Consider the following 19,099-nt stretch of genomic DNA (forward strand, 5'->3'; position numbering starts at 1 on the left):
CTTGGGCACAGCGACATCCTTCCAGGCCTGCTCGGGAGCAAGCCAGCTCGGTTGTCACCGATCAGTGCAGCAGACCCCCTCCACCGCCCACTCCTGCACTTGGTCAGCCAGCGCTGTCACCTGGGCATTCAGCGGCTGACCGGTCGAGATCCACACGCCCATGCCGAAGCCATCAGGGCTGACCATCACGCAACTGGCCGCCCCGGGAACCGCGTCCTGCCACTCCTCATCGCTCACCCTCGCCGTCACTCCGCTGGGCACCTCCAGATCAGCCAAGACGGGTGTCAATGCGGCCTGCAGCTCAAGGTGCATCGACCCAGCATGCCGATCAACCACACGTCCGGTCATCCCGCGTTGTGCGCGCGGTCGCGGGGCGGCCGGCGACTTCACTCATCTGACGATGTCCGGATGCAAGCTGAGCACGAGGATCACCCGCGAATCGCTGAAGCGGGCTCGATCAGCGACCGTACGAGCGCGCTACCGAATCGCTGCCTGATGCCATGATCAACGCATGGGCACTGATGACGAGACGCCTCGAAGCTTCCGCGTCTGGATCATCACGATCTTCATCGATCTTGCAGCCGCAGCACTACTCGCCCTCATCTTGCGAGCTTTCAACAACTGGCCCGACGCGATCGAATCAGCGCTCGTCGCCCTCCTAGTGTGGCTCGTCATCGACGTCGCCAAAGACGTCCTACGCAGACGCCGACAGAAGTGACGATCCGGCAAGCACCGAGGCTTCAAGCACTCGCTGATCTCGCCGCCCGCGCACTGCGGCCGACAGGCCCATCTCGAAACCGGCAGGTGCTGGCGACTTCCGTCCTCAGCGATCAACCTGAGCCCATGTCCCAGTTCAGCGGTCCGCCCTACCAGGACTACCTGCCACCAGAACTGCGCGCCCAGACCGCCGAGGACCGCGCCCGACTCCTGGAACAGGCCCGCCAGCCCACGACCTACCCACCGCCGCGGCCTGGTCACGGCACCGTGTGGGTCATGCCACCCCACGACCCCGCTGGCGACGAAGTCTGGAGCGGTAGCTGGCAGGACGACGGCAACCGCATGAGCGAGGTCGCAGGGTCCTACCGCCAGGTCCGCGACTGGGTCGAGAACCAGCCCGCGGCGGCCAAGGTCATCTTCATCGCTTCCCTCGACAGCCACATCGATGTCGACGACAACGCCTGGGAGCAAGCTCTGCGCCGCGACCCCGGCCCAACGCCGATCCACTTCTGCAGGTGATCACGGACCACTGACCTTCCGGTCATCCCGCGATGTGCGCGCTGTTGTGGGTGGCACCTGCTCGGACCTACGACTGCCACCGAGGTCCTGAGACATCGAGCGTCATCAGAGTTCTGAGGCACCGACACCTGAGCAGGGCAGCTGAGACGTGCCGGCTGGTCCTCGTCGGTGGGGTGGCCGGACGCAGGCCCGCGGGGCCGGAGACCGCACCGTCGTCGATGGCGTTGGCCCTCGCTCTCGCGTCGGCCGCCGCGGACGTGACGTTCCCGAAGCGCTGTCCCGCAGACCGTCTCGGCACCGAACGGCGCCGGGCAGCACCGGGCGGTGGGCTCAGGCCCCGACCGGGGTGCCCTGCAGCAGGGCGCGGACCGCGACACCCACGCGGGCCGCCTCCTGGGGCAGTTCCGTCAGCAGCTCCGAACGCTCGCTCTCCGAGAGGGCGTCGAGACCCTCCACCCGGGCGCACAGCGCGGCGAGCTCGGCAGCTCCCAGGGAGGCGCTGCTCCCCTTCAGCCGGTGGGCCAGCCCCGCCGCAGACACTGCTTCGTCCGACGCGGGGCCGGCCGTCGGGTCCGCGGCGGTGAGGAGCTCGACCACCCAGGCGTCGAGGTGGTCGGCGAAGCGCGTGTAGACCTGCGTGAAGCCCTCCTCGCCGAGGTCGCGCAGCTCCTCCACCACCTCGGGATCCAGAGGCCCACTCTCGGCCGGTGCCGCAGTCGGCTCCTCCGCCGGGTCGACCCGCGTGTCGACGTCCGTCGACGGAACAGCGACCACCGCGCCCAGGGCGGCCTGCAGCACGGCGAGGCGGACCGGCTTGCTGAGGAAGTCGTCGGCACCGGCCGCCGCGAAGGCGGCGCGGTCGCTGGCGAGCACGCTGGCCGTCACCGCGATGACCACCGGCTGGCGCCCGGGCAGGGCCCTGATCCGGGCGGTCGCGTCGGCGCCGCCCATGACGGGCATCTGGGCGTCCATCATGACCACGTCGTAGGTCGAGGCCTCGACGGCGGCCACGGCCGCCCGGCCGTCGACGACCCGGTCGCTGCGGTGCCCGAGCTGGTCCAGGTACAGCTCCATCAGCTGGGCGTTGACGTCGTGGTCCTCGACGATCAGCACCCGCAGCCCCCCGCCGTCGGGGACCGGGGTGCCGCCGCCGCGCCAGCAGGTGCGCTCGGCCGCGGACCCCGCCACGGGGACGGTCGCCAGCGCACCGCGCACGGTGGACAGCAACCGCTCCGGGTGCACCGGCTTGTGCAGCCGGGCGGCGAAGAGCCCCTCCAGCCCGGCGGGGACGGTGGCGACGCTGCTCAACAGGACGAACGGCAACGCCTCGCCCGTGGGCACCTTCCGCGCCCGCTGGGCCAGCTCGACCCCGGTCATGACGGGCATGTGCTGGTCGGTCACGCAGAGGTCGAAGACCTCACCTGCGCTCAGGCGCTGCAACGCCTGCTCCGCGGAGTCGACGAGCACGACGGCGGCGCCGGCCCGCCCGAGCTGGTGGTCCAGGATCTCCAGGTTCGTCGGGTTGTCGTCGACCACGAGCACCCGGCAGCCCCGCAACGAGGGCACCCGGGTGCCCTCCGCCGGCTGGGGCTCCAGCCCCAGCGCGAGGACGACGGTGAACGTCGATCCCACCCCCGCCGTGCTGTCCACGGTGATGGCCCCGCCCATGGCCGAGACGATGCGCTGACTGATGGCCAGGCCCAGGCCCGTTCCGCCGTAGGCGCGCGTGGCGGAGTCGTCGACCTGGCTGAAGGAGCGGAAGAGCCGGTCGCGGTGTTCCAGCGGGATGCCGATGCCCGTGTCCGCGACGACGATCCGCAGGTCCAGCCGGTCGTCGGGGCGGACGTCGCCGGTGACCCGGACGACGACGTGGCCGCGGGAGGTGAACTTGATCGCGTTGGACACCAGGTTGCTCAGCACCTGGCGCAGCCGCAGCGCGTCGCCGACGACCTCGCGTCCCTGCGTCGCGCGGATGTCCACCAGGAGGTCGAGGTCCTTGGTGGCGGCCTGGGCGGCGAAGAGCTGGGCCACGTCGTAGACCAGCGCCTCCAGGTCGAAGGGCGCCTCGTCCAGGTCCAGCTCGCCGGACTCGATCTTGGAGAAGTCCAGCACGTCGTTGATCAGCGAGAGCAGGCTGTCGCCGCTGCGCGAGACCGTCTCCAGGTGCCCGCGCTGCAGCTCGGTGAGCTCGGTGGTCAGGAGCAGGTCGGTGAGACCCAGCACGGCGTTGAGCGGGGTGCGGATCTCGTGGCTCATCGTGGCCAGGAACGCGGACTTCGCCTGCCCCGCGCGCTCGGCCTCGTCCCGCGCGGCGACCAGCTCCGCCTCCCGGGAGGCGACCAGCTCCCCGCGCGTCCGCAGCGCGTCCCCGAGGGTGTTCACGTCGGCGCCCATTGTGCGCAGCTCCAGCGGACCCGTGGGCACCAGCCGCGCGTCGACGTCACCGGCGGCGAGGTGGGACAGCTGCCCGCGGAGCGCGAGGAACGGTGGGCCCGTCTGGGCGCTGGTCCGACGGTCGACGGTGCGCACGCGCAGCGTGGCGGCCACCGCGACGAGCAGACCGGCCAACGTCCCCAGCGCCAGCACCGTTCGCATGCGGTCGACGGCGACCTCACGCCGGTGGTCCACCACCAGCTGGGCGCCGGCCTCCACCTCGCGGTAGCGGTCGAAGAGGTCCTTGCCCTTCAACAGCGAGACGACCATCGCGGTGGAGTCGGACGCGGACGGCGGCGTCCGCAGCGTCGGTTCGGCCCACTGCTCGGTCCACTCGCGTTCGGCCGCGAGCAGCCGCTCCACCCAGGACGTCAGCTCGGGGTCGTCCCGCGTCGCCTGCGCCATCTCGGCGTCCAGGCTGCGCAGCGCGGCCACGCCCTCCTCGTAGGGGGCCAGGAACTCCCGGTCACCGGTCAGGAGGAAACCGCGCAACCCCGTCTCCTGGTCGACCATCGCCACCTCCGCGCGGTCGAGCGCCGTGGAGACGGCGACCGCCCGGCCGGCCTGGGGCGTGAAGGCGGCCAGCACCGCGAGGTTCGTGGCGACGATCATCGCGGTGACGACCAGCAGGGCGGCCACGGCCACCCGCACCGGTCGACGCATCAGCGCGTTCAGCGTCACGGGACCACGGGCGCGACGGGTCGCGGTCCGGCGGGTACGCGTCATGGAGATCGTCTCGGCCACGGGGAGCGTGTCCTTGAGCGGGCCCGGGCGGGCTTCAGTACGTGCCCGCCCGCGCCGATCAACGGTACCGACACCCTCATCGATCGGAGCGTCATGACCCATGTCCTCGTCGTGGACGACGACCCCGTCATCGCCGACCTCGTCGCCTTCCGGCTGACGCGGTTCGGTTACGACGTCTCGGTCGAGACGGACGGCCAGGCCGGCCTCGCCGCGGCCCGGCAGCTGCGTCCCGACCTGATCATCCTGGACTGGATGATGCCGCGGATGAACGGGCTGGAGATGTGCGCGACGCTCCGTTCGGACCCGGACGAGCAGCTCGCCCGGACGCCCGTGCTGCTGCTCACGTCGCGGGCACAGGAACCCGACCTGGAACGCGGTTTCGCCGCGGGCGCCACCGACTACATCGTCAAGCCCTTCAGCCCCCGCGAGCTGGCCGTGCGCGTCACCGCCCTGCTGCCGCCGGGCAGCAGCGCGGCGTGAACCGGCTCGACGAGGCCGCGCTCGTCCTCTCAGGTGTTCTCGCGCTCCTCGTGGTCGTGCTGCTGCTCGCCACCGGCGTGGGCCACACCCTGCGCTCGCGACGCACGGCGCACGACGTCCGTCGTCGCGCGGAGCTGCAGCCCGTGGTGCACGCCCTGCTCGACCCCGACGACGGACCGGCACCGCCGGCGAGCGCCGGGGCCGACCCCCTGCTCGACGAGCTGGTCATCGAGCTGCTCCCGCAGCTGCGCGGCGCGGACCGGACCCTCCTGCAGGAGGTGCTGGTCGAACGTGGAGTCGTCGACCGGGCCGCCGCCCAGCTCACGTCGCGGGCGGCGTGGCGCCGCGGCCGGGCCGCTGAACTGCTGGGGAACGTCTCCAGCGGCGCTCACGTGCCGCAGCTGGTGGCGCTGCTCGGCGATCCCGTCGCCGAGGTCCGGCACAGCGCCGCCCGCGCGCTGGGCCGCACCGGTGAGGTCACGGCCGTGGGGCCGCTGCTGGCCGCGCTGGGCACGCGTCCGGGTCTGCCGCCGGGCATCGTCGGCATGGCCCTCCTGGACCTGGGCACCCCCGCGCTGCCGGAGCTGCGTGCCGCGGTGGAGGGTCCCCTGCCCGAGGCCCGTCCCCTCGCCGCGCAACTGCTCGGTCTGCACAGCGATCCCGTGGCCGGCGACGCGCTCACGCGGGTTCTCGCCGACGCCGACGAGTCCCCCGCCCTGCGCCTGAGCGCGGCGGCGGCGCTGGGCCGCATCGGGTCGCCGCACGCGTCTGCCGTCCTCGTCTCCGTCCTGAACTCCGGACGTCCGCTCGAGCTGCGCGTGGTGGCGGCCGAGGCGCTGGGCCGGATCGGCGACCCGTCCACCCTGGACGCGCTGACCGCGGGGCTCTCCACCGGCACCGGCCTCGTCCCGGTCACCTGCGCGGAGGCGCTGACCGGGTTCGGCCGGGCGGGTCGGGAGCGTCTCGACGAGCACGCGCTGCGCGGAGGGACCGTCGGCCTGACGGCCCGCGCCGCGCTCGACGCCCTCGACGCCCGGACGCCGCGACGACGTGTCACCGCGGGGGTGCTGAGGTGAGCGCCTTCGCCGTGCAGCTCATCGGCGTCCTGAACTGGACGGTGCTGGGCTACGTCGTCCTGCTCGACGCCTCGATGCTCGCGCTCGTCGTCTTCGGGGCCCGCCGGGTGCTGGCCAACCGGCGGTGGAAGGGCACCGAGGGCCACGACCACCTCTTCGCCAGTCCTCTCACCCCGGGCATCTCGGTGCTGGTGCCCGCCCACGACGAGGAGGCGGGCATCCTCGACACCCTGGCCGCCGCCTTCGGGCAGCGCTACCCCTCCTTCGAGGTCGTCCTCGTCGACGACGGCTGCACCGACCGCACGTTCGAGCTGGTCGAGCAGGCCTACGGGCTGGTGCCGGTGACCCCGCGGTGGACGGCGGACCTGCCCATCGACGGCGAGATCCTGTCGGTGCACCGGGCGACGACGGGCGACGCGCTCACCGTGGTCCGCAAGGTCAGCGTCGGCCGACGCTCCGACGCCAGCAACGCGGCGCTGAACCTGGCCCGCCACCCGCTGATCTGCATGCTGGACGCCGACTCGCTCCTGGAACCCGACGCCCTGCTGCGGGTGGCCCGCCCCTTCGTGGAGGACCCGGTCAACGTCGTGGCCGCGGGCGGGGTCATCCGCGTCGTCAACGGGTCGCACACCGAGCGCGGCTCGGTGCTGGAACCGCGGCTCTCGCGACGGTGGCTGGTGCGGATCCAGGCCGTGGAGTACCTGCGCTCGTTCCTGCTCGGCCGCACCGGCTGGGCCGACGCGAACGCCCTGCTCATCATCTCCGGCGCCTTCGGGCTCTTCCGCCGCGACCTGCTGCTGGAGGTCGGCGGCATGGACGCCCACTCCCTGGCCGAGGACGCCGAGCTCGTGGTGGCCCTGCAGGAACGGATGCGTCGCGAGGGCCGGCCGCACCGGATGGTCTTCGTCCCCGAACCCGTGTGCTGGACGGAGGTGCCCGAGACGTGGAAGGTCCTGGGTCGCCAGCGTCGCCGTTGGTCGCACGGCCTGGGCCAGTTGCTGTGGAAGCACCGGCGGATGATCGGCAACCCGCGCTACGGGACCGTCGGGGTGCTCGCCATGCCCTTCTTCCTCCTCTTCGAGGCGATCGGGCCGGTCGTGGAGGTCCTCGGCCTGGCCTCCGTTGTGGGCGCGGCGGCCCTGGGCGTCCTGGACTGGAGCTCGGGCGGGCTGATGATCGGGTTCGCGCTGCTCATGGGCGCCCTGCTGTCCACCACCGTCGTCGCCGTGGAGGAGTTCACCTTCCACCGCTACGGCGGGCGGCGGGTCCTGCTCGCCCTCCTGGCCGCCGGCCTGCTGGAGAACCTCGGCTTCCGCCAGGTCCACGCCTGGTTCCGGTTGCAGGGGCTCGTGCTCGCGCTCACCCGGCGCAAGCCGGTGTGGACGGCGATGCCGCGCACCGGGTTCACCGACGGCACCGGTGAGCCCGCGCAGCCCGGTCCCTGGGCCTCGGCACCCGTGGCCCCGGTCGCGCCCACACCCGTCGTCGCACCCGTCGTCGCACCCGTCGTCGCACCCGTCGCGGCACCGTCGCCACCGTCCGTACCCCCGGTTCGTCTGCACGGGTGAACCGCGGTGTGCCGCACTGCACTGCACGGGTGAACCGCGGTGTGCCGCCGTGCAGGGGCGGCCTCGGGCCGCCGATGACCACGCCATGACCGACATCCTCGAGACGCCGCGAGCGCAGAAGAACCCGTGGCGCCGCCGCGGGGTCGGCGCGGCCGCGTTGACCACGCTGATCACCTGCTCGTTCGTGTCCTCCGGAACGACCGCCCTCGCCGCGATGCCGATGCCGCTGCTGCCGCTGCCGTCACCGACGGCGACGGCGACGCCGCTGCTGCCGGTGCCCGACATCATCGGGTTCGGGGTGACACCGGTGGCGACGACGACCGCCGCGCTCGCCCCCGGCCAGTCCTCGTGGGTGTCGGTCTCCTGGCAGGCCCCCACGACGGTGGTGGACTGGTCCACCACCGTGACCGCACCGGCCGGGGTCACCGTGAGCTACCCGACGACCCGCGGTGGCTCGGACACCTCGCTCTACGGTTCGGCCGTCCTGGCCGCCGGCACCCGGGACTACGCCGCGTTCAAGGTGAAGGTCCCCTACACCCAGACGAGCAACTTCTCCGTCACGCTCACCTCGACGTACTGGGGGTGCACCGGGCTGACGACCTGCCTGACGGCTCTCCTCACCGGTGACCGTGCCGCGTGGCTGCTCGCCGGGGCCAAGCAGTCCACCCTCACCACGACCGTGACCGTGCCGGTCCTCCCCGCCGTCGGCGCGCCGTTCACCCAGAGCGTGAGCCAGCTCACGGCCGGAACGGACAGCAGCCCCTTCCAGCGGGTGTCCTTCACCGGCGGCCAGACCGACCTGGCCGGCTTCACGGTCCGGGCCGGTGCCCTGCCGCCCGGCCTGGAGGTGAGCTACCCCAGCGACGGGACCGTCGCCACGCTCAACGGCGGGAGCGCGCTCGGCGGGGGGACGACCGACTACGTCGGCATGAGGTTCAGGGCGAACGGGATCGCACCGGGGACCTACACCGTGCCGCTGGTCATCACGTACACGGCGGCGGCACCGGTCACCGCGGCGGGAGCGGTGACCGTTGTCGTCTCCTGAGCTCCGACGCACCGCACGGACCCTGGGCGCCGTGCTGCTCCTGTCCCTCCTCGGCGCCTGCGGGACCGGTGGCGCGCAGGACACCCCTGCCGCCGCGCCGTCGACGGGCACCGTCGCCGTCGCAGCGATCCCCGGGATGACCCCGGTCGCCGCCGACGACGTCACCGCCCGCATCGCGGCGGTGGAGTTCACGCGCCAGTGCGCGGTGGTCACCCAGTCCTTCGCCGACGAGTCCGGCTTCACCACCGACCTGGACGACCGGCTGGCCGCCGCCGGGCTCACCCACGCGCAGTGGAAGGACTGGCACGACGCCCTCGCCGTGTCCCCGGAGCTGATCACCCAGTGGTCGCAGGTCGCGGCGACGGGCTGCGCCGGGGAGGCCGGTCAGTAGACGTCGCGGACGTAACGTCGCTGCGCGGCCATCGTCTTGACGTACAGCGTGGCGTCCTCCGCGTCCATGCCACCGTGCTCGGCGACGACGTCGCGCAGCGTGGCGTCGACGTCCCTGGCCATCCGGGCGGCGTCGCCGCAGACGTAGAGGTGGGCGCCCTCCTCCAGCCAGGCCCACAACTCCGCGCCGTGGCGCCGCATCCGGTCCTGCACGTAGACCTTCTGCGGCTGGTCGCGCGAGAACGCGAGGCTGAGGCGGGTGAGCAACCCGTCCTCACGCCAGCCCTCGAACTCCTCGCGGTAGTACCAGTCGGTGGCCGAGCTCCGCTCGCCGAAGAACAGCCAGTTCGGGCCGCTCGCGCCGTGGGCACGCCGGTGCTGCAGGAAGGCGCGGAACGGCGCGACCCCCGTCCCCGGCCCGATCATCACCATCGGCACGCCCGGGTCGCCCGGCGGGCGGAACGCGGGAGCGGACTGCACGAAGACGCCGACGTCCTTCCCCTCCGCCCGGTCGGCGAGGAACGTGGAGCAGACCCCGTGGCGGACCGGGTCGCCGAAGCGGACGGTCGACATGGTCAGCTGGACCTCGTCGGGGTGGGCCTCGGGGGCCGAGGAGATCGAGTACTGCCGCGGTTGCAGGGGCTTGAGCAGGTTGAGCCACTCCGCGGGTTCGGCGTGGGCCGGGAACTCCCGGAGCACGTCCAGCAGCTGACGACCGTGGGCCCACTCCGCCGTCCGCGACGGGCCGTCGGCGAGGATCCGGGACAGACCCTCCCGCCGGGAGCGCTGGGCGACGAAGCGGAGCAGTCCCGGGGAGGGCCGGGTCACGTCCAGGGCCGCCAGTTCCGCGGGGTCGACACCGGTGGCGTCGGCGACCTCGGCGAGCACGACGGGGTCGTTCTCGGGCCACACCCCCAGGGAGTCACCCGCGTGGTACTCCAGCCCGTCGTCGCGGGCGAACCCGATCTGGCGGACCTCCTTGGTCGAACCCGCGGCGTTGAGGCGGACGTTGCGCACGAGCCGGCTGCGGTAGGGGTTCCCGCGGGTGGGGTGGACGGGGGCCGCTCGCGGTGCGGGGACGAGGGCCGCGGGGCTCCGCTGCGCCAGCAGGCCCAGGACGCGCGCGCTCCAGTCCGCGGCGCGATCGTCCTCCCCCGGCTCGCAGTCGATCCGGTCCAGCAACCGCTGGGCGCCGAGTTCGGCGAACCGTTCGTCGAGGCGGCGGCCGTGACCGCAGAAGTCGGCGTAGCTGGAGTCACCGAGGGCGAGCACGGCGAACGTGCGCCCCTCCAGGCTCGGCGCCGCGGGACCGGACAGCGCCTCCCAGAACGATTCCCCGTTGTCCGGGGGCCCGCCGTCGCCGAACGTGCTGGACACCACCAGCGTGGTCGCCGCGGAACTCAGCCGGTCGGGGGTCACCTCGTCCATCCCGAACACCCCGACCCGGACCCCGGCCGATTCCAGGGCCGCCGCCGCCGAACGGGCGTGCTCCTCGGCTCCCCCGGTCTGCGAGGCCCACAGGACGAAGACGTCGGGCGCGGCCTCGGGCTCGGGGGCCGAGGTGGCCACCACCGGGGCAGTGGTGCCGGCGAACGTCCCCGCGAGGAACCCGTCCACCCAGGCCCGGTCGCCCTCCCCGAAGGGGGCCGACGCCGGCAGCGCCGGTACGAAACCGGGTGCCTCGCCGAGGGCGTGCAGGAACCCGTCGAGGTACCTGCTCTGGCGTTCGTCGAAGACCGGCGGCTCCCCGCGTCGCACCTGCGGCCCCGCCTCCACCTCGACGCGGGTCAACCGCACGGCGCACACCTTGAACTCCGGCTGGAAGCTGTCGGGGTCGACCGCGTCGTTGGTCACCGCGTTGATCGCCAGATCGGCGCCGAACTCGTCGTTCCAGTGGAAGGGGGCGAAGCAGCACCCCGGCAGCACCCTGTCGGTGACCACCGCCGGCAGGACGGCGCGACCCCGACGCGACACCACCTCGACGCGGTCGCCCTCCGCGATCCCCAGCCGTGCGGCGTCCTCCGGGTTCACCTCGAGGAACGGTCCGGGGTTCAGCTTGTTGAGCTTGGCGACCTTCCCCGTCTTGGTGAGGGTGTGCCACTGGTGCTGGACCCGGCCGGTGTTCAGCACGAACGGGTGGTCGTCGTCGGGGAGTTCCGCCGCCGGGAGGAAGGGGCGGGGCCAGAACACCGCCCGCCCGGTCGCGGTGGGGAACGCCAGCCGGGGGACGCTGCCGTCGGGGTGGACGAGCAGGTCCTGGCTGACCCCGTCGTTGAGGTAGCGCACCGGGTGCCGGTCCTCGCCGTCGTCCGGGGGGGCGGGCCACTGCACGGGACCGCGACGCAGCCGCTCGTGGTCGACCCCGCGCAGGTCGTAACCGGTGCGGGGGTTGGAGAAGCGGCGGATCTCGTCGAACACGTCGGAGGCGCAGCCGTAGGCGAAGTGCTCACCGAAACCGAGCGCGCGCGCCACCTCGGCGATGAGCTCCCAGTCCGGGCGGGCGTCCCCCACCGGGTCGGCGGCCTGGTGCAGCAGGGTCATGTTCCGCTCGGAGTTCACGCTCACCTGGTCCGACTCGGCCCAGAGCGCGGCCGGCAGCAGGACGTCGGCGTAGGGCGTCGTCTCGGTGTCGGCGAAGGCGTCCTGCACGACGACGAACTCGCACCGTTGCAGGGCCTCCACCACGGTGGAGCGGTTCGCGACGGAGGCCACCGGGTTGGTGCAGATGATCCAGCACGCCTTGACCTCCCCGTCGGCCATCCGGCGGAACATGTCGACCGTGCCGGTGCTGAAGTCGGTGCGCAGGGTGCTGGGTTCCAACCCCCACACGCTCTCGGTGAAGTCGCGGTCCGCGGCGTCGAGGACGGAGCGCTGCCCCGGCAGCCCCGGGCCCATGTAGCCCATCTCGCGCCCGCCCATGGCGTTGGGCTGCCCGGTGAGGGAGAAGGGGCCGCTGCCCGGACGGCAGATCGCGCCCGTGGCGAGGTGCAGGTTCACCAGGGCGTTGGTGTTCCACGTGCCGTGGGTGGACTGGTTGAGGCCCATCGTCCAGCAGCTCATCCACTCGCCCGCCCCGGCGATGAGGTCGGCCGCGGCCCGCAGGTCGGCCTCGGCGATGCCGGTCAGCTCGCTCACCCGCGCCGGCGGGTGGTCGGCGACGACGTCGGCCATCCGCTCCCAACCGGTGGTGGAGGAGGCGATGAACTCCTCGTCGACCGCCCCCGCCTCCACCAGCAGGTGCAGCAGGCCGTTGAGCAGCGCGAGGTCGGTGCCCGGGCGCACCTGCAGGAAGAGGTCGGCCGCGTCGGCCGTCGTCGTCCGGCGCGGGTCGACGACGATGAGCTTGGCGCCGGCCCGGACGCGCTCCATCATCCGCAGGAAGAGGATCGGGTGGCAGTCGGCGGCGTTGGAGCCGATGACCAGGAAGACGTCGGCGTGGTCGAAGTCCTCGTAGGACCCGGGCGGGCCGTCGGAACCGAGGGACTGCTTGTAGCCCGTGCCCGCGCTGGCCATGCACAACCGCGAGTTGGACTCGATCTGCGTCGTGCGCAGGAAACCCTTGGCCAGCTTGTTGGCCAGGTACTGCGCCTCCATCGACATCTGGCCCGAGACGTACACGGCGACGGCGTCCGGGCCGTGCTCCTCGACGATCTCCCCGAACCGCTGCGCCACCGTCCCGACGGCGTCGCGCACCGGGACCGGGCGGGGCTCGCCGCCGCGGACCTCGCGCACCGCGGCCTGCTGCAACCGCCCGGGGGCGGTCATGAAGTCCGCGCTGGTCGCCCCCTTCGTGCACAGCCGGCCCGCGTTGGCGGGGTGCTGCTTGTCGCCGGTGACCTTGGCGACCCGGCGACGCCCGGTCTCGGGATCGGTGGTGATGTCCAGCACCATCCCGCAGCCGACCCCGCAGTAGGAGCAGGCGCTGCGCACCGAGGCGGTGGGCTCGAGGGGGGTCACGACGGCGAGTCAACGCCACCGCCGTTGCCCCCCGGTTACCCCCGTGTTGCGGCCGTGGTGCGCTCTCCTCACACCGGCCCCCGTCGCGCGTGAGGACAACGTCACGCAGGTGCAACGGCGCACGCGACCGGCTGTAACGCGGCGTGCCTAGCTTCGTCCCCGAAGCCAGTCCACCACTGCCCCTGAAGGGACTCAGCGATGGCCCTCACCAACGACCGTGCCGACTCCGAGCTCGCCGTCGGCACGATCCCCGCCCCCCGCGCCGGCCGCTGGGTCGACCACTACGACCCCGAGGACACCGTCCAGTGGCAGTCCACCGGACGACGGGCCGCGAAGCGCAACCTGGGGCTGTCGATCTTCGCCGAGTTCCTGGGTTTCTCGGTCTGGCAGCTGTGGACCATCGTCACCCCGTCCCTGAACAACGCGGGCTTCGCGCTCAGCGAGAACCAGAAGTTCTGGCTCATCGCCATCCCGAACCTCGTGGGGGCGACGCTGCGCTTCCCCTACACCTTCGCCGTCCCGAAGTTCGGCGGCCGCAACTGGACCATCGTCTCGGCCCTGCTGCTCGTGATCCCCTGCGTCGGCCTCGCCATCGTCGTGCAGAACCCGCAGACCCCGTTCTGGCTCATGGTCCTGGTCGCCGCGACCGCCGGCGTCGGGGGTGGCAACTTCGCCAGCAGCATGGCCAACATCTCGTTCTTCTACCCCGAGCGGGAGAAGGGCGCGGCGCTGGGGCTGAACGCGGCGGGCGGGAACCTCGGCGTCGCCGTCGTGCAGCTGGTCATCCCGGTCATCGTCGTCATCGGTGGCGGGCTGGCCCTGGAACGCGCCGGGCTGGTCGTCATCCCGCTGGCGATCCTCGCCGCGGTCCTGGCCTGGCGCTACATGGACAACCTCTCCACCGCCAAGGCCGACCTCGCCGGCTACGCCGCCGCGATCCGCAACAAGCACACCTGGATCATCTCCTTCCTCTACATCGGGACGTTCGGCTCGTTCATCGGCTACGCCGGGGTGTTCCCGCTGCTGATCAAGAGCCAGTTCCCGCAGGCCGTCTTCGACTGGGGTTTCCTGGGGCTGCCCCAGGTCCCGCTGACGCTGGCCTTCCTCGGCGCCCTCGTCGGCTCGCTGGCCAGGCCCTCCGGTGGCCGCCTCGCCGACAAGCTGTCCGGCGCGAACGTGAGCATCGCGGCCTACCTGGTGATGGCGCTCGGCGCCCTCGGCGTCATCGTCTCGCTGCGGGCCGGCAGCTTCGCCGGGTTCTTCGTCAGCTTCCTGCTGCTGTTCGTGGCCAGCGGTGTCGGCAACGGCTCGGTCTACCGGATGATCCCCGCCATCTTCCGCGCCGGGATCGACCCCACCGACACCGAGACCATGGTGCTGGCCAAGCGGAAGGCCGCGGCCTGCATCGGCCTCGCGGCCGGGATCGGCGCCTACGGCGGGTTCATCATCCCCCGCGTGTTCGCCGCCTCGATCTCGGGTAGCGGATCGCTGCAGCCCGCCCTCGTCGGTTTCATCGCGTTCTACGTGGTGTGCGCCGCGGTGACCGTGGCCGTCTACAAGGCCGGACGCGCCCAGCGCTTCGCCGGCGCCCAGATCTGAGAGGAACCACCCCCATGAGCTCGACCCCCCGTTTCCTGCAGGGCGCCTACCCGTTCACCGGCGCCGGCCTGGAGAAGCCCGTGGTCCTCGAAGGGCTCGGCGCCTACACCGTCCCCGACGGGGCGCGCGCCCAGGCCGTCTACTTCCGCGGCGGGAACTCCACCGAGGAGATGGTCGTCGTGGCCCTGCTGCGCGACGGGGTGACGATGCGCCTGTTCCCCATCGCCGCCAAGGGTTCGGTGCACGTCCCGCTGCGCATCGTCGAGGACGTCGAGGCCCCCTCGACCCTGGAACTGCGGGTCGCGGCTCCCGACGGGCTGACCGGTACCGTCGTGGTCGACCTCGGACTCGTGGAGGTCTGAGGTGACCGAGACGATCGCCACCGCCAGCGTCCCGGCCCAGCGGCGTCCGCGCCGCCGCCTCGTCGTGGTGGGCAACGGCATGGCCGGCATCCGCGCCGTCGAGGAACTCCTCGAACGCGGTGGTTCCGACCAGTTCGCCATCACCGTCTTCGGGGACGAGCCCTACGGGAACTACAACCGCATCATGCTGTCGCACGTGCTGTCCGGGGAGGAGACCGAGGAGGGCATCTTCCTGAACTCCCTGCCCTGGTACGCGGAGAACGGCATCGACCTGCGGGCCGGGGTCCGGGTCGAGCGCATCGACCGGTTCGCCAAGGTCGTCCACGACGCCGACGGGGGCCAGACCCCCTACGACGTCCTGCTCATCGCGACCGGGTCCACGCCGTTCTTCCCCAGCATGGAGGGCCTGCACCGCCCCGACGGTTCCGTGCTCGAGGGGGTGTTCGGCTTCCGCACCCTCGACGACGCCCGGTCACTGCTGACCGCGGCCCGCACCCACCGTCGCGCCGTCGTCATCGGTGGCGGCCTGCTGGGTCTGGAGGCCGCCCACGGCCTCGCGACCCACGGCCTCGAGGTGGACCTCGTCCACTCCCCGAAGCACCTGATGAACCAGCAGCTCGGCCCCGAGGCCGGCCGCGTCCTGCGCCGCAGGATCGAGGAACTGGGCATCCGCGTCCACACCGGCGTCCGCACCCGCGGTCTGCGCGGCACCGACCGGGTCAGCGGGGTGGAACTGCCCGACGGCTCGGTACTCGACGCCGACTTCGTCGTCGTCGCAGCCGGCATCCGACCCAACACCGACATCGCGCTGCGCTCCGGCCTCGAGGTCCAGCGCGGCATCGTCGTCGACGACCGCATGCAGTGCAGCGCCGGCGAAGAGGGCGAGGAGGGCACCGCCGAGGGCATCTACGCCGTCGGGGAGTGCGTCCAGCACCGGGGGGAGACGTACGGCCTGGTGGCCCCGCTGTGGGACCAGGCCGGTGTCCTCGCGGACCACCTGACGGGTGCCCGGCCCGACGCGGCGTACCACGGCTCGCGCACCTCCACGAAGCTCAAGGTCGCCGGAGTCGACGTGGTCGCGATGGGTCTGCCCGGACCCGAGCGCGACGACGACGAGTTCGTCGTGTTCTCCGAACCGCACCGCGGGATCTACCTCAACGTGGTGATCCGCGCCGGGCGCCTGGTCGGGGCGACGCTGCTGGGCGACGTCCGCAAGACGGCGTTCCTCACCCAGGCCTTCGACCAGGGCCTGCCGCTGCCCGAGGAACGCATGAGCCTGCTCTTCGACCTCGGCTCCCCCGACGAGGCGACCTCGGTGGGCGAACTGGCCGACGACGTCCAGGTCTGCAACTGCAACGGCGTGACCAAGGGGAAGATCGTCGACGCCGTCGCCGGCGGCTGCACCTCGGTCAACGCCGTCATGGCCAAGACGAAGGCGGGCAAGGGCTGCGGTTCGTGCAAGACCCTCGTGGAACAGGTCACCGAGTGGGCCGCGGGCGGGAACCTCACCGTCGACGAGAGCGCGAACTGGTACGTCCCGGGGATCCCGATGGCCAAGCCGGAACTCATGGCCGCGATCCGCGAGCGCCGGCTGAAGTCGGTCTCGGCGGTGTTCCGCGAGCTCGCCCCGGGCGGGGTGGAGGACGCGAAGTCCAAGATGGGCCTGACCTCGCTGCTGCGGATGATGTGGCCCGAGGGCCTGGACCAGGACGAGCGCGACGGCCGGTTCATCAACGACCGCGTCCACGCCAACATCCAGCGCGACGGCACGTTCTCGGTGGTCCCGCAGATGAAGGGCGGGGTGACCACGGCGGAGCAGCTGCGCAAGATCGCCGACGTCGCCGACAAGTACGACGTCGGGATGATCAAGGTGACGGGTGGTCAGCGGGTGGACCTGCTGGGCATCCGCAAGGAGGACCTGCCGAAGGTGTGGGAGGACCTCGGGATGCCGTCGGGCTACGCCTACGGCAAGAGCTTCCGCACGGTGAAGACCTGCGTGGGCACGGACTTCTGCCGCTTCGGCCTCGGTGACTCCACCCAGCTGGGGATCGACCTGGAGACCCGTTTCCAGGGCGTCGAGACGCCCGCGAAGCTGAAGCTGGGGGTCGTGGGCTGTCCCCGCAACTGCGCCGAGGCCTACGTCAAGGACATCGGGGTCGTCGCGATCGGCGCCGGCGCGTGGGAGGTCTACGTCGGGGGCGCCGCGGGGGCCACCGTCCGCAAGGGCGACCTGCTGGCCACGGTGGGCTCCCCCGAGGAGGTCATCGCGCTCACCGGGCGGTTCATCCAGTTCTACCGGGAGTGGGGCAACTGGCTGGAACGCACCTACGAGTTCGTCCCCCGCCTCGGCCTCGACCGGGTGAAGAAGGTGCTGCTGGAGGACTCCGACGGTCTCGTCGCGGGCCTCGACGCCCGCATGCAGGCGACGGTGGAGAACTACCGCGACCCGTGGCTGGAGGGCCGGGAGCCGGTCACCGAGGGCCAGTTCCGCCCTTCACTGCCGCTGGTGGACCTGCCGCTGGTGCCCAGCCGTCCCGCGGGGGCGCCCGGGGGGACGACCGTCGCCCTGCCGCTGCCCACCGCCCGTCCCGACTCCCTGGAGGTGCCGCGATGACCACCTCCACCACCCACGCGGTGTGCCCCGTCCGCGAACTCCCCTTCGGGGAGGGCCGCACCTACGTCGTCGACGGGCGGCAGGTGGCCCTGTTCCGCCACCGCAGCGGTCGCGTGAGCGCGGTGCAGGCCGCGTGCCCGCACGCGGGGGGCCCGCTGGCCGACGGCCAGGTCGACGAGGGGTCGGTGGTGTGCCCGTTGCACCTCAACGCCTTCGACCTGCGCACGGGTGAGTCCACGACGGGGCAGGACCCGATCGCGGTGCATCCTTGTTCGGTCGGGGACGACGGTGTCGTGAGCGTGGAGTTGTGAGCCCGGACGGAGGGGAGGTCCCGGTGATGACCTACCCGTTGCACCTGGACGTGTCGGGGCGTCGGGTCCTGGTGGCCGGTGGGGGGCCCGTGGCGGCCCGCCGGGCCCGTGACCTGGTCTCCGCCGGGGCCGAGGTCCTGGTGGTCGCGCCGGCGCTGTGCGAGGACCTGCGGGACCTGCTGCCCCACCTGACGTGGGAGCAGCGCGAGGTCGCACCGCGCGACGTGGCCGACGTGTGGCTCGTGCACACGGCGACGGGTGACCCGCGGGTGGACGCGGAACTCGCCGCGGCCGCCGAGGCCCTGCGGGTGTGGTGCGTGCGCGCCGACGACGCCCGCGCCTCCAGCGCGTGGACGCCCTCGGTGGTCCGACGCGGTGAGGTGACGGTGTCGGTCACGGCGGGCGGCGACCCGCGGCGGGCGCGGGGCCTGCGGGAGGCGCTGTCGCGCTGGCTGGACTCCGGGGCCGCGCCGTTGCGCCGCCGCCGGGCCGGGGCCGGGCGCGTCACGCTGGTCGGTGGCGGTCCCGGGGACGTGGACCTGCTGACCCTGCGCGGGCGGCGGCGCCTCGCCGAGGCCGACGTGGTCGTCGTCGACCGGTTGGCCCCCACCGCCGTGCTGGCCGAGCTCGACCCCGATGTGGTGGTCGTCGACGTGGGCAAGACCCCCGACCACCACCCGGTCCCCCAGGACGAGATCAACCGGATCATCGTCGAGCACGCCCGCGCCGGGCGACGGGTCGTGCGGCTCAAGGGCGGCGACTCCTACGTCCTGGGCCGCGGCGGCGAGGAGGTCCTCGCCTGCCGGGCCGCCGGGGTGGAGGTCGAGGTCGTCCCCGGGGTCACGAGCGCGTTCTCGGTGCCCGCCGCGGGGGGGATCCCCGTCACCCACCGCGGGCTGTCGCGGTCGGTCACGGTGGTCAGCGGTCACGAGGACGTCGACGCGGAGGTCCTGGCCAGGCTGGACGGCACCGTGGTGTTCCTCATGGGGGTGACGATGCTGCCGCGGTTGAGCGCGGGGCTCGTGGCGGCCGGGAAGTCGCCCACGACGCCCGTCGCGATCGTCGAGAACGGCTGGAGCGCGGACCAGCGCACCACCCGCGGCACCCTGGCCGACATCGCCGGGATCGCCGCCGAGCGAGGAGTGCGGGCGCCTGCGGTGATCGTGGTCGGCGCGGTGGCGGGCTTGGAAGGGTTGGCGGACGTGGCGTCCGCGGCGCAGGTCGCCTACGGTCCGGACCTGTGACCGACCCCACGCCTGCCCCCGAGGTCCCGCAACTGCTCGG

The 19,099-nt window shown here is 72.6% G+C and carries 15 protein-coding genes; 12 read left to right on the plus strand and 3 right to left on the minus strand.

What is annotated here, in order from left to right; genetic code table 11:
- Positions 1-54: 54 nt before the first annotated feature.
- Positions 55-312, minus strand: a complete 258-nt coding sequence (locus tag AC0I8G_RS08985; RefSeq protein ID WP_471729603.1) for a hypothetical protein — start codon at positions 310-312, stop codon at positions 55-57.
- 199 nt (positions 313-511) lie between these two features.
- On the opposite strand from AC0I8G_RS08985, the gene AC0I8G_RS08990 reads away from it, so the two are divergent.
- On the plus strand, positions 512-718 hold the full coding sequence (locus AC0I8G_RS08990; protein WP_471729604.1) for a hypothetical protein: 207 nt from the start codon (positions 512-514) through the stop codon (positions 716-718).
- Between the two features lie 125 nt (positions 719-843).
- Entirely contained in the window at positions 844-1,236 is a 393-nt protein-coding gene (locus AC0I8G_RS08995; RefSeq protein WP_471729605.1) for a hypothetical protein, read from the plus strand.
- 330 nt (positions 1,237-1,566) lie between these two features.
- Here the strand turns inward: AC0I8G_RS08995 and AC0I8G_RS09000 are convergent, their stop codons facing one another.
- Positions 1,567-4,395: a response regulator gene (locus tag AC0I8G_RS09000; protein ID WP_471729606.1), complete on the minus strand. Its 2,829-nt coding sequence runs from the start codon at positions 4,393-4,395 to the stop codon at positions 1,567-1,569.
- 111 nt (positions 4,396-4,506) lie between these two features.
- Here AC0I8G_RS09000 and AC0I8G_RS09005 point away from each other — a divergent pair, with 111 nt between their 5' ends.
- From AC0I8G_RS09005 to AC0I8G_RS09025, 5 genes are all read left to right on the plus strand, one after another.
- Positions 4,507-4,893, plus strand: coding sequence for a response regulator transcription factor (locus AC0I8G_RS09005; protein WP_471729607.1), 387 nt, complete (start codon positions 4,507-4,509; stop codon positions 4,891-4,893).
- Positions 4,890-5,969: a HEAT repeat domain-containing protein gene (locus AC0I8G_RS09010; protein ID WP_471729608.1), complete on the plus strand. Its 1,080-nt coding sequence runs from the start codon at positions 4,890-4,892 to the stop codon at positions 5,967-5,969. Before AC0I8G_RS09005 ends, AC0I8G_RS09010 begins: the two co-directional genes overlap by 4 nt.
- The gene (locus AC0I8G_RS09015) at positions 5,966-7,537 is read left to right on the plus strand and encodes a glycosyltransferase family 2 protein (protein WP_471729609.1); all 1,572 of its coding nucleotides are present in this window, start codon (positions 5,966-5,968) and stop codon (positions 7,535-7,537) included. The genes AC0I8G_RS09010 and AC0I8G_RS09015 overlap by 4 nt, the downstream gene beginning before the upstream one ends.
- Before the next feature lie 85 nt (positions 7,538-7,622).
- A complete protein-coding gene (locus AC0I8G_RS09020; RefSeq protein ID WP_471729610.1) occupies positions 7,623-8,582 on the plus strand; it encodes a hypothetical protein in 960 nt (319 codons plus the stop codon).
- Between the two features lie 31 nt (positions 8,583-8,613).
- The gene (locus tag AC0I8G_RS09025; RefSeq protein ID WP_471729611.1) at positions 8,614-8,973 is read left to right on the plus strand and encodes a hypothetical protein; all 360 of its coding nucleotides are present in this window, start codon (positions 8,614-8,616) and stop codon (positions 8,971-8,973) included.
- Here the strand turns inward: AC0I8G_RS09025 and AC0I8G_RS09030 are convergent.
- Positions 8,967-12,929 carry a molybdopterin-dependent oxidoreductase gene (locus tag AC0I8G_RS09030; RefSeq protein WP_471729612.1) on the minus strand — a complete coding sequence of 1,321 codons (3,963 nt, stop codon included), beginning with the start codon at positions 12,927-12,929 and terminating at the stop codon, positions 8,967-8,969. The two genes, AC0I8G_RS09025 and AC0I8G_RS09030, sit on opposite strands and share 7 nt — an antisense overlap.
- A 198-nt stretch (positions 12,930-13,127) precedes the next feature.
- Between AC0I8G_RS09030 and AC0I8G_RS09035 the strand changes: the two genes are divergently transcribed.
- From AC0I8G_RS09035 to cobA, 5 genes are read left to right on the plus strand one after another with little or no spacing between them, the layout of a single operon-like run.
- Positions 13,128-14,528: an MFS transporter gene (locus tag AC0I8G_RS09035; RefSeq protein ID WP_471729613.1), complete on the plus strand. Its 1,401-nt coding sequence runs from the start codon at positions 13,128-13,130 to the stop codon at positions 14,526-14,528.
- A 14-nt stretch (positions 14,529-14,542) separates the two neighbouring features.
- A complete protein-coding gene (locus AC0I8G_RS09040) occupies positions 14,543-14,890 on the plus strand; it encodes a molybdopterin oxidoreductase (RefSeq protein ID WP_471729614.1) in 348 nt (115 codons plus the stop codon).
- A 1-nt stretch (position 14,891) separates the two neighbouring features.
- Positions 14,892-17,504 carry a nitrite reductase large subunit NirB gene (gene nirB / locus AC0I8G_RS09045; RefSeq protein WP_471729615.1) on the plus strand — a complete coding sequence of 871 codons (2,613 nt, stop codon included), beginning with the start codon at positions 14,892-14,894 and terminating at the stop codon, positions 17,502-17,504.
- Positions 17,501-17,815, plus strand: a complete 315-nt coding sequence (locus AC0I8G_RS09050) for a Rieske (2Fe-2S) protein (protein ID WP_380259796.1) — start codon at positions 17,501-17,503, stop codon at positions 17,813-17,815. Before nirB ends, AC0I8G_RS09050 begins: the two co-directional genes overlap by 4 nt.
- A gap of 26 nt (positions 17,816-17,841) precedes the next feature.
- Positions 17,842-19,059 (plus strand): uroporphyrinogen-III C-methyltransferase, encoded by a 1,218-nt coding sequence (gene cobA / locus AC0I8G_RS09055; RefSeq protein WP_471729761.1) that lies wholly within the window; start codon positions 17,842-17,844, stop codon positions 19,057-19,059.
- Positions 19,060-19,099 lie beyond the last annotated feature (40 nt).

It is taken from the genome of Kineococcus sp. AC630, assembly GCF_979255925.1.